This window comes from Phaeobacter gallaeciensis DSM 26640 (assembly GCF_000511385.1).
GTDB lineage: Bacteria > Pseudomonadota > Alphaproteobacteria > Rhodobacterales > Rhodobacteraceae > Phaeobacter > Phaeobacter gallaeciensis.
The window spans coordinates 2,839,590-2,854,530 of record NC_023137.1 but is presented as its reverse complement, the minus strand read 5'-3'; the positions used below and the strand labels follow the sequence as shown (position 1 = coordinate 2,854,530).

At 58.0% G+C, this 14,941-nt stretch carries 12 protein-coding genes and 1 tRNA gene; 10 read left to right on the top strand and 3 right to left on the bottom strand.

The features are described from left to right. Window positions 1-248: 248 nt before the first annotated feature. Window positions 249-680, top strand: coding sequence for an HIT family protein (locus GAL_RS13850; RefSeq protein ID WP_024098192.1), 432 nt, complete (start codon window positions 249-251; stop codon window positions 678-680). A 1,008-nt stretch (window positions 681-1,688) separates the two neighbouring features. Next, window positions 1,689-2,945 carry an alpha/beta fold hydrolase gene (locus GAL_RS13845; RefSeq protein ID WP_244462761.1) on the top strand — a complete coding sequence of 419 codons (1,257 nt, stop codon included), beginning with the start codon at window positions 1,689-1,691 and terminating at the stop codon, window positions 2,943-2,945. A gap of 32 nt (window positions 2,946-2,977) precedes the next feature. Here GAL_RS13845 and lipB read toward each other — a convergent pair whose 3' ends face one another. Then, window positions 2,978-3,649, bottom strand: coding sequence for a lipoyl(octanoyl) transferase LipB (lipB, locus tag GAL_RS13840; protein ID WP_024098190.1), 672 nt, complete (start codon window positions 3,647-3,649; stop codon window positions 2,978-2,980). A gap of 123 nt (window positions 3,650-3,772) precedes the next feature. On the opposite strand from lipB, the gene GAL_RS13835 reads away from it, so the two are divergent. Both GAL_RS13835 and GAL_RS13830 read left to right on the top strand, forming a co-directional pair. Then, window positions 3,773-5,428, top strand: coding sequence for a peptidoglycan-binding domain-containing protein (locus GAL_RS13835; protein ID WP_024098189.1), 1,656 nt, complete (start codon window positions 3,773-3,775; stop codon window positions 5,426-5,428). A 155-nt stretch (window positions 5,429-5,583) separates the two neighbouring features. Further along, a tRNA-Leu gene (locus GAL_RS13830) sits at window positions 5,584-5,670 on the top strand. 904 nt (window positions 5,671-6,574) lie between these two features. On the opposite strand, the gene GAL_RS13825 is transcribed toward GAL_RS13830, so the two are convergent. Continuing rightward, window positions 6,575-7,435 carry an AEC family transporter gene (locus GAL_RS13825; protein ID WP_158524447.1) on the bottom strand — a complete coding sequence of 287 codons (861 nt, stop codon included), beginning with the start codon at window positions 7,433-7,435 and terminating at the stop codon, window positions 6,575-6,577. 41 nt (window positions 7,436-7,476) lie between these two features. Continuing rightward, window positions 7,477-8,661: an aminotransferase-like domain-containing protein gene (locus tag GAL_RS13820; protein WP_024098187.1), complete on the bottom strand. Its 1,185-nt coding sequence runs from the start codon at window positions 8,659-8,661 to the stop codon at window positions 7,477-7,479. Between the two features lie 49 nt (window positions 8,662-8,710). On the opposite strand from GAL_RS13820, the gene GAL_RS13815 reads away from it, so the two are divergent. The 6 genes from GAL_RS13815 (at window position 8,711) to GAL_RS13790 (ending at window position 14,927) form a co-directional block, all read left to right on the top strand. Then, window positions 8,711-9,592, top strand: a complete 882-nt coding sequence (locus GAL_RS13815) for a LysR family transcriptional regulator (protein ID WP_024098186.1) — start codon at window positions 8,711-8,713, stop codon at window positions 9,590-9,592. A gap of 439 nt (window positions 9,593-10,031) precedes the next feature. Beyond that, window positions 10,032-11,591, top strand: coding sequence for an ABC transporter substrate-binding protein (locus GAL_RS13810; protein WP_024098185.1), 1,560 nt, complete (start codon window positions 10,032-10,034; stop codon window positions 11,589-11,591). Between the two features lie 13 nt (window positions 11,592-11,604). Further along, complete coding sequence (locus GAL_RS13805; RefSeq protein ID WP_040104099.1) at window positions 11,605-12,366, top strand: ATP-binding cassette domain-containing protein; 762 nt, start codon at window positions 11,605-11,607, stop codon at window positions 12,364-12,366. Continuing rightward, on the top strand, window positions 12,353-13,141 hold the full coding sequence (locus tag GAL_RS13800) for an ATP-binding cassette domain-containing protein (RefSeq protein WP_024098183.1): 789 nt from the start codon (window positions 12,353-12,355) through the stop codon (window positions 13,139-13,141). Before GAL_RS13805 ends, GAL_RS13800 begins: the two co-directional genes overlap by 14 nt. Further along, window positions 13,138-14,085, top strand: a complete 948-nt coding sequence (locus tag GAL_RS13795; RefSeq protein ID WP_024098182.1) for an ABC transporter permease — start codon at window positions 13,138-13,140, stop codon at window positions 14,083-14,085. The genes GAL_RS13800 and GAL_RS13795 overlap by 4 nt, the downstream gene beginning before the upstream one ends. Beyond that, window positions 14,082-14,927: an ABC transporter permease gene (locus tag GAL_RS13790; protein ID WP_024098181.1), complete on the top strand. Its 846-nt coding sequence runs from the start codon at window positions 14,082-14,084 to the stop codon at window positions 14,925-14,927. The genes GAL_RS13795 and GAL_RS13790 overlap by 4 nt, the downstream gene beginning before the upstream one ends. Window positions 14,928-14,941 lie beyond the last annotated feature (14 nt).

Genomic DNA, 14,941 nt, shown 5'->3' with positions numbered 1-14,941 from the left:
CGCAACAGGCCTTCAATGGCGGAGTTTGATATGGATCAAGAATAATTGTCGCGGGCAGTCCCGTTTCGGGCTGCGCGGACTCCCGACGGGTGTCACGGTCGAGGGCGGGACTTCGCTTTTGGCGCCCGCAGAATTCATCGCCAATACCGCAAAGCGATACTGTTTTGTCAATCAAGATGCCGTGGTGCGCTTGACCCTGATGACCGGGAGCGCGAAAGTCCATCCAACGACCTCACGGAGTGCAGATAGTGGCGCAATACGATCCAAACAATATCTTCGCGAAAATTCTGCGCGGAGAACTTCCCTCCTACAAAGTGTATGAGGATGAGGCGACCTTCGTTTTTATGGATATCATGCCGCGATCCGACGGTCATATGCTGGTTATCCCAAAGACCCCGTGCCGCAATCTACTGGATGCCTCGGCTGAGCAGCTGGCCGCCGTGATGGCCACGGCGCAGAAGATGAGCCACGTTGCGATGCGCGCGTTCGACGCGCAGGGGGTGACGGTGCAGCAGTTCAATGAGGCTGAAGGCGGTCAGGAGGTTTTCCATCTCCATTTCCATATCCTTCCCCGTCGCGCTGGGGACACGGTGCGGCCACCGGGTATTATGGCCGACCCGGGTGTCTTGTCCGAGCACGCCGAAAGAATGCGAGCGGCAGTTGCTCTGTCTGATGGGTGACTCTAGGTAACCCGAGAGGCTGCGATCTGTGGTTGAGGGAGTGCCTCGGGTAGTGCGCGCCAGATATTCTACCTTGACGCGAAAAAATGATTGATATGTGTGACCCGTTTATTCTAGGGTCGCCAAAATTTTTACGAAGTCCTTAAAATATTGGGGTTTGGGCACGTCGTTGAAGACGTAGAGCGTCGGGCTGGTGCATTCACGTGTAGATGGCGACCGGTGATAGAGAAGGCGCGCAGCGCTGCTGATGAAGCGCCGCACCGTTGGGAGATGTGATCCAGACCGAAGCAAGGAGAAGGCTTGGTTGAGATCAGGGGGTATTGTGTCAACGCCGCATGCGTTTGTCGCTGTGGATTTGTAAAGTAACGGGTGTTTGCCTGTGTATGTTGCTGAGGAGGGGCCGTGGGTAGGACGGCAGAGGAAAGCGGCAATTCAGATGGTTTGTCAGACGAAACGGTGGCTGCCGCAGTGTACGCCTCAGTTCTGGGTATCGCCAACGCCGAGGCTTGGCGCGACCGATTGAATCGTGCAGATTATGATGATATTTCTGAACCGGCCTCCCGATCGACTATGGGCTCAGGTCGCGCACGCGCGCAGGCCGCGGCCGTAGGAGGCTGGGATAGCCCAAACGCATACGCAGGTGAAATCCATCCCACTTCTGCTCTCTCGGCAGCGGGCGATTTAACAGACCCTGTACTGATCAGGCGTCATTTCGACAGGGCGATTTACCTCAGAAGCCGATTGGTAGCCGCGCAGAATCACGGTTTTTGGCCTGAGCTTCAGACCGTGCTTCCCTGTGGTGACCGCAATTGGGCGCTGGTCTCGCAGGAGGCCGAGGTACTGGCTGCAAGGGGCGATTGGCCGAGTAGCGGGCGCGTCACCGACCTGCCGATCTCCAAAAGTCTGCAGGTCACAGATGCTGACCTGCCAAAGTGGCGAAACCTCTTCGACGCTGATGCGCAGCGCCCCGCGCTTGTTCTATTGCGGACTGCAGGAGGGCACCTGCTGATGTGCCAGCCCCTTGATGGGCGCGCGGATCTGCCCCTGCATTCCCTTGGTGCGGCAGATCTGGCTGCGCCTGCATTGTTGGTAGAACAGGTGCAGACCGCCTGGTCCGATATGGCGGCAACCCTGATAGCAAACTGGTTTGGCTTCGACCCGCAGGAAATGTCGCTGCTGCGGCATCTGCTTACCGGCGACGATTGGGTCGAATTGGGCATAGGCAAGGGTGGCCAGCGCGATCCCGAACTGGCTGTTCTGAGGGGGATGCTGACCAAGACGGCCGCACCAAGTTGTCCGGAAATGCTACGTTTTCTGGCGCATCTGATTGCCCAGACAGTTGAGGATTACAAGATCGCTGCAGGAGTCGCATCGCCGCCCCAAAAATGGCTTTCTCTGCCTTGCGGGCTGAGTTCGCGTTACCTGCGTTTTGGCGCGGCACGTGGGCAGGCGGTGATCTTTGTTCACGGGATTTTCGACGGTATCGCGGGGATGCAGCGGCTACAGCCCATGCTGCGTGCGCGCGGCTTGCAGGTTCTGGCGCCATTGCGCTGTGGATACGGTGGGTCGGACCGACTGCCGCGCCAGGCCGATCCTGTTGATCTGTTCATCACGCAGCTTGAAGCGCTGATCGATACCGAGGGGCTGGAGCGGCCAATTCTCCTTGGGCACCGCAGTGGCTGCGTGTTCACCGCCGCAGCGGCGCGCCGCCTACGGGACCGTCTGGGCGGTGTCGTTGGAGTTGGCGCGACGCTGCCGCTGCCCAGCATAGGGCAGGCGGGCGCTTTGCGCGGACATCAGCGCGCCATGGCGCTTAGTGCGGTGCATGCCAAGGCAGTATTGCCGTTGGTGGTCCGCAGTTGGTCCCGATCGGTGCGCCAGAAAGGACCGCAGGTCTTGGTCTCGCGCCAGATTGCAAAAGACAGCGCGGATCGGAGATTGCTGGCGGATCCCGGATTGAGTGCCGTACTGGAACAGAGCCACAGGATGATGATGCAGCATGGGCGCGGTGGGTATGAGACGGATTTGCGGCTGGCGGCGCGCCCGCGTGACACGCGCCACAGTGCCAAGGCGGCGCCCACCATCTACCTGCATGGTGGTGAGGATACCGTGACCCCAGCGGAGCGCTTGCAGGCGGCGCTTGGCCCCGGCAGTGCGGACTTGCAAATCCGGATCAGCAAACGGGCCGGAACCATGCTGCTTTATGCGCAGCCGGAACTTGTGTTCGCAGCGATCGAGGATTTGCGGCAGCGCATTCCCTCGTGAGCGCGGGCTTACCGTCGGTCTTCGAAGCTGGCCTAATCCGTGGGGCAGGTGTCAGTTGTGGCGAAGGCCACATCGAAGCACTGCTTCAGCGCGACATCGACATCGGTCATGGTTACAGGCAGGCCCAGATCCACCAGGCTGGTGACGCCAAACTCTGTGATGCCACAGGGCACGATGCCGTCAAAATGGCTGAGATCGGGTTCGACATTGATTGAGATGCCGTGAAAGCTGACCCATTTGCGCAGGCGGATACCAATGGCCGCGATCTTATCCTCGGTCTTCTCACCATTGGCACGCAGGGGCTTGTCGTCGCGTTCGACCCAAACACCCACCCGACCATCGCGGATATGACCAGTCACATTGAAACGATCAAGCGCCAGGATCACCCAACGTTCCAGCTGGCGTACGAAGCACCGCACATCGCGGCCACGCTTGGCCACATCCAGCATGACATAGACAACCCGCTGCCCCGGCCCGTGATAAGTGTATTGCCCCCCGCGTTTGCTAGGGTGGACAGGGAAACGGTCAGGGTCCGTCAGATCCTCAGGCTGCGCCGAGGTGCCTGCGGTATAGAGCGGAGGATGCTCGACCAGCCAGATGCATTCTTCAGCGGTTCCGGCGGCAATCCCGGCGGCGCGGTCTTCCATAAAGGCGACGGCTTCGTCATAGCCGGTCAGACCTGAGCTGGTGATCCATTCAACCATCGACGGTGTCCTTTGTTACGACTTTTGTAACCAGTATAGCGCGGCGCGCCGAATTTTCTGGCCTGCTTGCCGCGTGGTGCGCTACCGTGATTGCATGTTTTCATCAATAGGGGGGCGCGTAATATGTTCTCAAAATCACTTAAAACAACATTAGCCGCATCAGTTCTGGCAACCTCAGGGGCGGCACCCGCCGTGGCTGATAACCTTGGCGCAGCGCTGGTTGGTAGTATCATCGGCGGTGTGATCGTCAACGAGGCGCATAAGAACCGTGCGCGGAAACAACCGGTTACCCGCAAGCGCACCTATTCCCCAGCGCGTGCCCAGAACCGTGAGACGCAGACTGCGCTCAATTATTTCGGCTTCCCGGCAGGCTCTCCTGACGGTGTGATGGGGCGTAAATCCCGCGCCGCTGTGGCGCAGTATCAGGGGTATATGGGATTCCCCGCCACAGGTCAGCTGACCCAATATGAACGTGATTTTCTGGTATCCTCCTACAGTCGGGCGCAGATTGGCGGCCCGCAGGTTATAAAAGCAATGCAAGGCCCCAACGGGGTACGTGGGCTGCTGCCAGTCTGGCGGGACGAAGCCACCGGAACTCGTAGCGCCAGCGCTGGCGGTTATGGCAGCTACGGTGGCCTGCCGTTTGAGGTCAGCGAAGCAGTGGATGAAATCGCCGCCAGCGCCGATCCCAGCGCCGAGCAATTGTTGCAGCGATCCGGATTTATGCAGCTGGCAGATCTGAATGGGGACGGCAAGAACGACTATATGATCGACACCTCGGTGTCGGGCAGTTCCTTCTGGTGCGGGGCGTCGCATTGCTCTGTCATGGTGTTTGCCTCAACCCCGCAGGGGTATCAGCGCAATGACTTCATGGCGCGCGGCGTCACCACGGCGAATTTCTCCTGTCATCAAGGCGTGTGCCGGATGAGCGATGAGCCGACCACGGGTACTGTTCAGGCCACCGCACCAACACCAGTACCGACGCCTGCACCAGCGCCGGGCGGTACAGTGTTGGCGTCTGCGCCGCAGGCCACGGCGCCAGCGCCTGCAACCGGCGGGCTGGCGGGTATCCAGTTGTTCCAGCAACCAGTCCCTGCTGCAAATACGGCCTCGCTGACTAGCCATTGCAGCAAAGTCAGCCTGCTCACCAGCTCCAACGGCGGCTATATGACTGTTTCTAATCTACGCGATCCCGAATTGGCGTTGGGTGAGCAGTTCTGCCTGACCCGCTCCTATGCAATCAACTCCGGCGAAGCGCTTGTCGCTAAGGTGCAGGGCGTAAGCCAGGCGCAAGTCGACAGTCAATGCGATGCCTTTGGTCCGGTGGTGCAGCCCTATCTGGCCAAGCTGGGGAGCACAGGCAGCGATGCGCTGGTCTCCGATCTGCAGAAATTCGTTTTGCAGTCGAATATGTCGATTGAGCAGCTCTCCAATACGGCCGGTATCTGCCTGTTCTCTGGTTACCGTCGTGACAACATGGAGGTGGCGCTGGGGGCCGCGCTGATTATGGTTGGTGTTGGCCAGCGCCCCTATGCCGAGCTGATCGGTCACCATCTGGCACAGGGGTTCGGTGTGGCGAAGTCGCCGGAGCAGGCGCAGGGCTGGTACCAGACGGCAATTGCAGCCCTGGAGGCGGGGGCTGATCCGGTCTTTGCGCCGGGACAGCCGGAACGGGTAGGTTTGATCAAGGCGGCCTCTGCCGGGCTGACCGGTGGGCTGGCACAGCCGGTTCCTGCCTCTAGTACCGCGGCCGCGTTGCCAAGCTTCTCGACAGACTGAGAAATCTGACGACCAATCAGGCTTCTAGACAGGGGCGGGAGGATCTTCCCGCCCCATATTTTTGGCGGCTACCGAAAAGCCTGAAAATTGATCATTTTGCATCTTCACAACCGCGCCACGCTCGTCTATACGCCGCTACACCAAGTCAAGACAGTGCGGTCGTGGCGGAATTGGTAGACGCGCAGCGTTGAGGTCGCTGTGGGGTAACACCCGTGGAAGTTCGAGTCTTCTCGACCGCACCATCATTCAAACAGAATTGATCCTGTCTGACTATTTATCCATATAAAACAATGTGGTTATGGGTTCTGATGACCTGAATGCCGACCCATGGTCGTGCAGGATTATGTTTTCGTTTACGCATATTTTCCGCACGATGCGTAATTCATGGCTTCTATTTGTGAGCTGAAATCCGGATGTCAGGCCAAGGTTGCCTGCAATGATGTCGGAAAGGCAAAGGCCGTCCTGCCAAAGCAAGGGGCAAAGACTGGGCTGCTCACACTGAGTTCGAAATTTTGAACCATGACAAGGTGGCGGCGAAGGTGGCGTCAGGCGAGCTGTGAGAGCGCAAGGCGCGCAGGCGAAATAGCAGGCTTAGACTGGAACTGTGTTGATCTGGTTCGCGGGGTGGTTCTGCTAAGACATCCCAAGAATGGCAGACCGCGAGAGGATCCGTTGTCGACCAAGGTCAGTGGCCTGCTACGAGCCTTGCCGGATTTCAATCCGGTGTTTGATCTTTCCTCTCGCCACCTGGATGCACTATGAAGTAGGTCGCGGGGAAGAGCGGACTTACCGGGTTGACGTCTGACGGTTCCCGTCATGCAGCGAGTACTGTGCTTTCAAGAAAGCTCAATGTACTGGCGCTTGCCCCGGCTGGTCGGTCACACCGATCTGAGGCAGTTGCGCGTGCACAGCAACGAAAGCGCTGAAGAGTTGGCAAATTGACCTGTACTAGGCACTGAAACCTCCCTGAGAGGAGCGGCAAAGCGTAGATAACGCCCTGTGCAAAGTTTGGAGATCTGCCATCCGGGCAGCGGTTCCTTGCTGCGGGAGCATTGAACAGAGCGAACTTTCGCCGCGCTTTTGCTAAAGTCCGCAACCCAGTCTGAACTGGCTTGCGGCACATGGTGGCGAGGCGGGCTTTGCATGCTAAACGACGAGCGCTATCCACACAGGTAGTGTCATGCAGGCTAACCCGGTTGATTGGGCAATAATGGCCGCTGGAGCACTTTGGTCTGCGCCGAAGCGCGCGGCCAGCGTTTGCGCTGCGGCTGCGGTTGGTAAGGCGCCGAAGAGCACGATGACAGGTGTTTGCGTCTCGCTCAGTTCCATGACTTTAGCTAGTCCGAACGCGCAAACCGGTAGCAGAACCAATTTGATCAGGTGCACTCCCCCTGTAAGACCGTCTAGCCCCGACAGCACACGTAAGCTCAGGGATGCTCCAATGGAGAGAAGTGCCGCTGGTATTGCAACATCGGCCAGTCGCTCTAGGGCCAATTCTGCTGTATAGGGCAGGGTGTGGCCCGTGGTTCCCACAAGTAGCCCGGCACTGCTGGCCAGAAAAAAAGGGTTTATCACAATCGATTTGAACACAGGTACGACAGTCTGACCGGCTCCATGTGCTAGCGCGCCTACGGCGAGGACATTGGCCAGAGGCACAGCCAAGCCGATGGCAACCGCCATCAATGCAGCAGCCTCTGGCGGCAGTGCCTGAGCCACCACAAAGGCAAGTCCCGCGTTGAAACGCCAGGCCGTCTGCCAGACACCAGCGAAATCCAGGAAGGACACAGGCCCAAGCCTCCGCAGCGGCAAAGCTAAGACAAGGCCAAGACCCATCAAGACCCAGACGGCAACGCCGATAGACGCAATGTCCTCAATGCCAATCGGACGTGCGGCCGCCGCAGTGAACATGAGGGCGGGGAAGAAGACATAAAAGCAGAGCTTATCTAGGGCGGGCCACAGGTTGCTTTCGAAGACCCGTCCAAGCAGCATGCCGAGCGCGATAATCATGACATCTGGCGCAAGGGCCTGAACGATTGAGCTTGCCCCGGTCATTGTGCTGACAGACGCACTGCATCAGCCAGGCGATCAGTTGCCTGTTTCAACCGTTCCAAGCCGTTGGAAGCAAAGCAGAACCGGGCGTAGCGTGCGATCTCACCATCTGGGCTGCTCGCTGCAAAGGCCGCGCCTGGCGCGTAGAGCACGCCTTGGGCAACTGCAGACTCGAAAAGGCGCGCCATATCGATCTGCTTGGGCAGTTGGGCCCACAAGAACATGCCGCCTGTCACGGCAGGCGCGTCAAAGCCTGCTGCAACAAGCCCTGTCTGTAAGGCATCGTGCCGCCGCCGGTAGAGTGCGCGCACCTTGATCAGCCAGTCATCGAACCGCCCGGAAGACAGATATGTCAGAGCCACCATTTGTGCTGTACCACTCGATTGCAGATCGCTTGCCTGTTTCATCGCGGTCAGATGTGGCGCGAGCTCATGAGGAGCGAGCATCCAACCGATCCGTAGACCCGGTGCGATGGACTTGGAGCAGGACCGAAACGCAATCACCCGCGCACCGCGATCCCCGGCCATCTCCCACAGGGATGGTGGCGGCGGCACGGCAAACCATAGATCACGATAAGGGTCGTCCTCAAGGATCGACACACCCATCCGGGCGCAGAGCGCCAACAGCGCGCCTCTGTGGTCTTCGCTCAGGACCGATCCGGTGGGGTTCCCAAACGTGGGTGTGAGATAGAGAACCCGCGCTTTACTGTCCTGAATGGCTTGGTCCAACGCTTCGAGGCAAAGCCCGTCAGTGTCTTCAGAAACAGGTAGGGCTGTGACACCGCAAGCTGTGAGGACCGACAGTGTTGCGGGATAGAGTGCCTCTGGCACCAAAACAGTATCGCCAGGATCGCACAGCGTTCGTACTGCCAGGTCGATCCCTTGCTGTGCGCCAGACGTGAGGATAACGTTGTCTGGCTGGGCCCCCGACAGATCAGCAAGCGCGCGCCGCAGTCGTGGGTCACCGGCGGTTGGACCATAGCGCCATGCCATTGGGTCAGCCGCTGCTGCATCAAGAGCATTTCGCAAACCGAAGTGATCGCAGGCGTCTGGCGAGGGGTGGCCGTTGGCCAGTGAAATCATACCATCGCGCGCAGCCAGGGGATAAAGCGCCCGCAACGGATTGTCTTGAAGCGCCGCGGCGGCACGGGACAGAGGTATCGTGTGGGGGGTAAGATAGGTCATGCCTCATGCTTTGCGTGACAAGTCGACCATAAACAAATAACCAACGGTTATGAGCCTGCGTCTTCTTGATACCGTTCCCATCATCGCTTTGCGTGCCCTGCCCTTGATCCAAGAGACTGGTAGCATCACGCGGGCCGCAAATGCCTTGGGAGTTTCGCAACCCGCTGTCAGCCGCGCCATCGCAGCGCTCGAACACAAATCCGGGATCGTAGCGACGCGCCGGATCGGCGGGCAGATCAGCCTAACGGCAGAAGGTAAGCGTCTCGCAGAACTAGGCCATCGTGAGGCACTCCTGCGCCAAGACGCATGGGAGGATGTGACCGCCCTGAAACGCAAGAAAACCGGGGCCTTGCGCATCGGTTCTATCGGCGCGTCCGCCTCGACCCGGCTCTTGCCTCAACTTCTGGGAGACTATCAAAACCGATTTCCCAAAATCCGTCTTGCTGTGCGCGAAATCCCCGAGGCGGAGATGGCTGAAGCTTTGAAGACCGGCGTCGTAGATGTCGCCATAACGTTGGCACAAGATGATCCTTCACTGGACCAACTCCCGCTGGCCGATGATCACTTGGTCGCCTTGCTGCCGGCTGACCGGGTTTGGCCCGGGCGGCTTACACCGAAGGACCTTTTGCAATTGCCGTTCGTCATGACCAAAGGCGGGTCAGAGCCCTTGGTAAGGGCGTGGTTCGCCCAGGCTGGCGTCGTTCCGGACGTCCGCCATGAGGCGCAACAGATAACATCGCTTTTGGCCCTTGTGCGTGCGAAACTGGGTGCGACCATCATTGCTGATCTTGCTGCGCCAGAACATCACCCGGGTCTCGTTAAGGTGCCCCTTGACCCACCGGCCCCACGCGAAATCGTCCTTGCACGGCTTGCTGGTGACCCGATGTCCGAGGCATTGTCAGCCTTTTGGGAAGTACATCGAACGGCTTAATAAATCCGTTTGAACTAAGGTATCAAGTGAGCGAGCTGGTCGAGTTTTCGTGCAATGCCCGATCGATGGTTTCACGGGGTTATCACGCAAGAGACCTAACAACCCAAACTGGGATGCGTCCATTCCGTTGCCATCGCGCTAGAACCGCGAAAGCGGACATTGGTTGATATTAGACCATCGGTCACCAAAGGATCCAAGCAGACTTCCGGCGGCGTAGAGGCAGGTTTACAGCGAAAAACACGCGGTCTTACCCGCCTGATGGCGCCAGACAGCCCGAAGTTTCCGTTGTCCTTACCGTCTCATGCTCGAAGCTTGATGTGAATCTTTTTTGTCAGCAGGCGCAACGAGGTCGTTTAACTATATACAGCTTGTTACAGTATCACATAACACGTATACGACTCCTCGAAATTTCCTTGTCAAACACCTAAGGACAAATGACATGCCGAATTCCTCACGCACGTTCTGGAGTAAAATGCTGGCAGCGACCTGCTTTACCACGGCAGCATTTTTCGGACCCGCGGCAGCAGAACCCAAAACGGAAATGGTCATTGCCGCGCCATTTGGGCCAAAGAGTAGTGTACCTGACCCTCGTGCTCGCCAGAATGGCTGGCTCAGCAACCGGGCAGGTGTCTCAGAGACGCTGATTGGCATTGGTTATGACATGACTCTCCAACCACGGCTTGCCACCGGTTTTGAAAACCTGTCTGAACGGGAATGGAAAATTACTCTGCGTAAAGGGGTGAAATTCCATGATGGCACCAATGTCACCGCTCAGGCGGTCAAGGAATCTTTCGAAAAGCTGAGTGAAGAAGGCCACCCCGGCAACAACCCACGTTTGGTCAAACTGCTGAACATCGAGAGTATAGAATTGCTTGACGACAATACGCTGGTGTTCCGCACCCATGCGCCTAACTCAGCTTTTTTATGGTCGCTGACCGAACCTTCGGCGGCTGTTATGAAAGACGGCACCGAGGCAATGCCGCTGGTAGGCACGGGGCCATTTGTGTTCGAGAAGGCTGAGACGGAAAAAACCTATGTAGTGACAGGCTTTGCTGACTACTGGGGCGGCGCACCTAAACTGGACCGTCTCGTGATCGACGCGATCGGCGACCCCTCGGTTGCAGCACTGGCTCTGCAGGCGGGCGATGTCGATCTGGTCACGAACTACCCGGAACCCGATTTCGCTAAGCTGCTGGAAGAGGGTAAAGGCCAGCTATTCTCGGAGGCCACCGCGCGGCTGTTCTTTTTTCAACCGCGAGTGAATGGCGGTCCGCTGTCCAACCAGGCGGTTTTGAATGCCGTTTCGCTGGGCCTGGACCGTGACACCATCGTTGCGGCGACCCTGGCAGGGGTCGGTGGCCAGTCGGCCAATGGCATCTTCCCAGCCAGCATGAAATCCTGGGTGAACGACGATATCAGCCTGTCCTATGATCCGGTCAAAGCGCAGTCCATGCTGGACGAAGCGGGGATCATTGACAGCGACAGCAACGGTATCCGCGAGCTGAACGGCGAGGACATAGTTCTGAAAATCCGAAGCTATGAAGGCCGTGCTGCGCTACGTCCGACACTGGAAATCTCGCAGATCATGCTGCAGCAGATCGGCCTTGGTGCGGAAATCGCCATGGGAGAATTTGGCGCAAACAACGAGGCACTGAAAGCCGGTGAACTTGATTTGCACCTACAGGCCTGGGGCACCGCTCCGCAAGGTGATCCTGATTACTTCCCCAGCACCCTGGTTGCGACGGGTGGCAGTTATAATGTCTCTGGCTACTCTAACCCGGAGTTGGACGCGCTGCTTGAAAGGGGCCGCGGCCTATTTTCCAGCGAAGAACGTAAACCGGTCTATGCTGAGGTTCAGGCCATTATCAACCGTGATCTGCCGCTAATCCCGCTGTTCCACAAGACACAGGTTTCGGTTGGGAATGGCAAGGTTGAGGGCTATCGTATCCACCCGGCAGAAACCTACCTTGCGAACCCGGAGCTGGCGATTGCCGAGTAATCTGCCACCTCTAATGAAAATTGAAGCCCTGTCCGCCAAAATTGGCGGACAGGGTATTCTGCACGATGTCAGCCTTGAGATGGCACCGGCAGAATGGCTGGCTGTTGTGGGCGGCTCCGGCGCGGGCAAATCTACGCTTTTGCGGGCTGTGATGGGCCTGAACCGTCCTGCGCGCGCCACAAAGGGGCATATGCTGTTCAACGGCGTGCAGCGTGCTTTTGCATCGTCGACAAATACCACCCTAGATGGCATCACCTATGTTCCACAAAGTCCTGCCCACGGCTTTGATCCGCTACGCCGCCTGCGCTGGCAATGGGATCAGTTGGCCCGTCGCAAAAAGGCACCTGATGCTTCACATCAGCGACACATTTTATCGGCCCTAGGCCTGCCGGATCTGGGCAGCAGCTACCCGCACCAATGGAGCCGGGGCATGCAGCAGCGCCTGTTACTGGCGATGGCACTGATAGACGCGCCGAAACTGCTGATCCTTGACGAGCCGACCTCGGCATTGGATCCGCTGATCGCGTCGCAAGTGCTGCAGGAAACCCGCCGCATTGCCAGCAAACATGGGATCGCAGTGATGATGGTGACCCATGATTTGGCACTGGCCGCGCGGTTCGCAGGTCGGATAGCAATCATGCAGCGCGGCCGGATTGTTGAATGCGGAGCCGCGGATGTTCTTTTGTCCAACCCTCAGCACCCCTATTCCCGCGAGCTGGTGGAGCATCGCTGCTGGGACAAGGTCAAGCCGGAGCTAACCCATGCCGCTGAATGAGCCAGTCTTTCAACTCGAAGGCCTTACAGTCAGGGCTGGAAACAAGATGCTGTTGCACGATGTCTCCTGTGACATCCAGCAGGGTAAAATGCTATGCATCCTCGGAGAAAGTGGAGCAGGTAAATCCACTTTGCTAAAGGCTGTGCAAGGGTTCTTGCCCGCCACGTGCCGTAGGCTGGTATTCACGCCCTCGGGTACCAATATTATTGGCGTGGTACCTATGCGCCCAGGCCTGCCCCAGACCCGCTGGGTGATGCAGGATCCATTGGCTGCATTGAATCCGCGGCAGTCGCTTGGCGCCTCAATCCAAGAAAGCCTTCATCGCGGCGACATTACCGACCACGAGGGGAAGAGTGCTGTATTTGCCGCACTGGAAGAGGTCGAGCTGGGGGCGGAGTTTTACAACCGGCTCCCCGGTCAGGTCTCCTTGGGGCAGGCACAGCGAGCCTGCCTCGCGCGAGCCCTGATCGCCCGCCCTAAATTGATCTTCTTTGATGAGCCACTGAGCGCGCTGGATGCGCTCGTGCAGAAAAAGATCGCCCGCCAAATGGATGTGCTGCGGCGCAAGACGCAGACTGCCTATGTGGTGGTGACTCACGATCTGGGGTTTGCCGCTGCTTATGCTGACAAGATTTTGGTTCTACGCCAAGGGCTGGTCGAAGCCTATCAATCATGTGCTGATTTCTTTGCTGCACCAGTCAGCCCCTATGCAGAAAACCTGATACACGCTGCTCGTAGTCTGGGTACGTTGAACCACATGGATGACGTCGCATGAAGGCATTTCGCTCGCGCCTGCCGGGTCTCGCATTTGTTTTGTTGGGTATCAGTTTAATCACCTTTACTCTCAGCTATTTCTCACCGGGCGACCGAGCCGAAGCCATTGCCCATGCGCGATATCCGGAAGAGATCGCCTTTCCACCGGAATTACTTCAGGCCATACGCGTTGAGTTCCACTTAGAGGAGCCGTTCTGGCTCCAGTATCTCTATTGGCTCGGCAATGTGCTGCGGGGGGATTTCGGCCTGTCTTATGCCTCTCAAACGCCGGTCTGGGATATTTTCACCAGCAATCTGGGTGAAACCGTAAGCCTGGCGCTTACGTCGCTAGGGGTGGGGCTGGCTGTTGCGTTTCTCTTAGCCAGCCTCGCAGTGCGTCACCCGGGAACATGGATGGACCGAGCTGCCGTGATGATTTCATCTGTGGGAGCGGCTATGCCCAGCTATTGGCTGGGTTTGCTGCTGATCTTGGGGTTTGCCGTACATCTAAGCTGGCTTCCCTCATATGGCACGGGGACACCTGCACATCTGGTTCTGCCTGCGCTCACGCTGGCGTTCTGGGTAATGGCATCACAAACCCGTCTGTTGCGTAGTTTTATGCTGGAGGCGGCCAATCAACCGTTTATCGAAACTTTGCGCCTGCGTGGTATTTCCGAGACCGAGATCTTCTTTCGGCACGTGTTGCGCCACGCTATGGCGCCCGCTGTGACCATGATTGCAATCGACTTCGCCAGCTTGTTGGAAGGTGCAATCATCGTAGAACTTACCTTTGCTCGTGCAGGGCTCGGGTCTTTGTTGGCCGGGTCTGTACTGTCACGCGACCTGCCGGTCGTTATGTTTCTGGTGATGTTCTTCGCAGTTGCCTATGTCGTGATCAATTCACTTGCAGAAGTGCTGCAAGCAGCCAGTGATCCAACGAGCCGTACGCAGGAGCAAAAGGTATGACTGACGTTTTCCTGCGCGAAAGCGCCGAACTGACGAATACCCCACTGTCCCGGTTTAAGCGCAGAACAGGCCTGTTTCTGGTGGTGCTGGCACTTGGACTGAGCATTGGATTGTGGCTGACACCTTACCAGCCGACGCAGGCGGATTTTCTCAATCGATTGGCGCCACCAGAACCTGCACACTGGTTCGGCACAGACCACTTGGGCCGCGATATTGGTACCCGCCTGCTTTATGGTTCATTCTGGTCGCTGGGGCTGGCACTTGTAGTGTCACTGGCTGGTTTAATCGCAGGAACGATGGTCGGGCTGGTGGCTGCCCGGTCTGGGTCCTTCCCCGACGCGATGCTGATGCGCGTGACAGACAGCTTCTTCGCGTTTCCAGAATTAATAGCAGCGGTCGCCTTTGCAGGGCTTTTTGGACCCAGCACGGTCAACCTGGTGATCGCCCTGTCGCTGGTCAGCTGGATGAAGTTCGCCCGGCTCGCTCGCAGCCTCGCCTTAACGATCGGTGAGCGGGATTATGTTATTCAGGCCCGCCTGAACGGACTGACCGGACCGCTGATCTTGTGGCGGCATATTTTACCGAATGTGATGCCATCACTTTTGGTTCTTTGGACCAGCAGCTGGTCGCGCACTATCCTTGCCATATCCGGGCTCAGCTTTCTGGGTTTTGGTGTGCAACCACCAGCAGCCGAATGGGGCGCTATGCTGCTGGATGGCAAACCCTATATGCAGACAGCTCCTCACATAATGATTTTTCCGGGCTTGGCTGTACTTGTTTCAGTGCTGGCAATCAATCTGGTCGGAGACCGGCTCCGAGACCTATGGTCACGAACCAGATAACCCCCTGAGAGGCA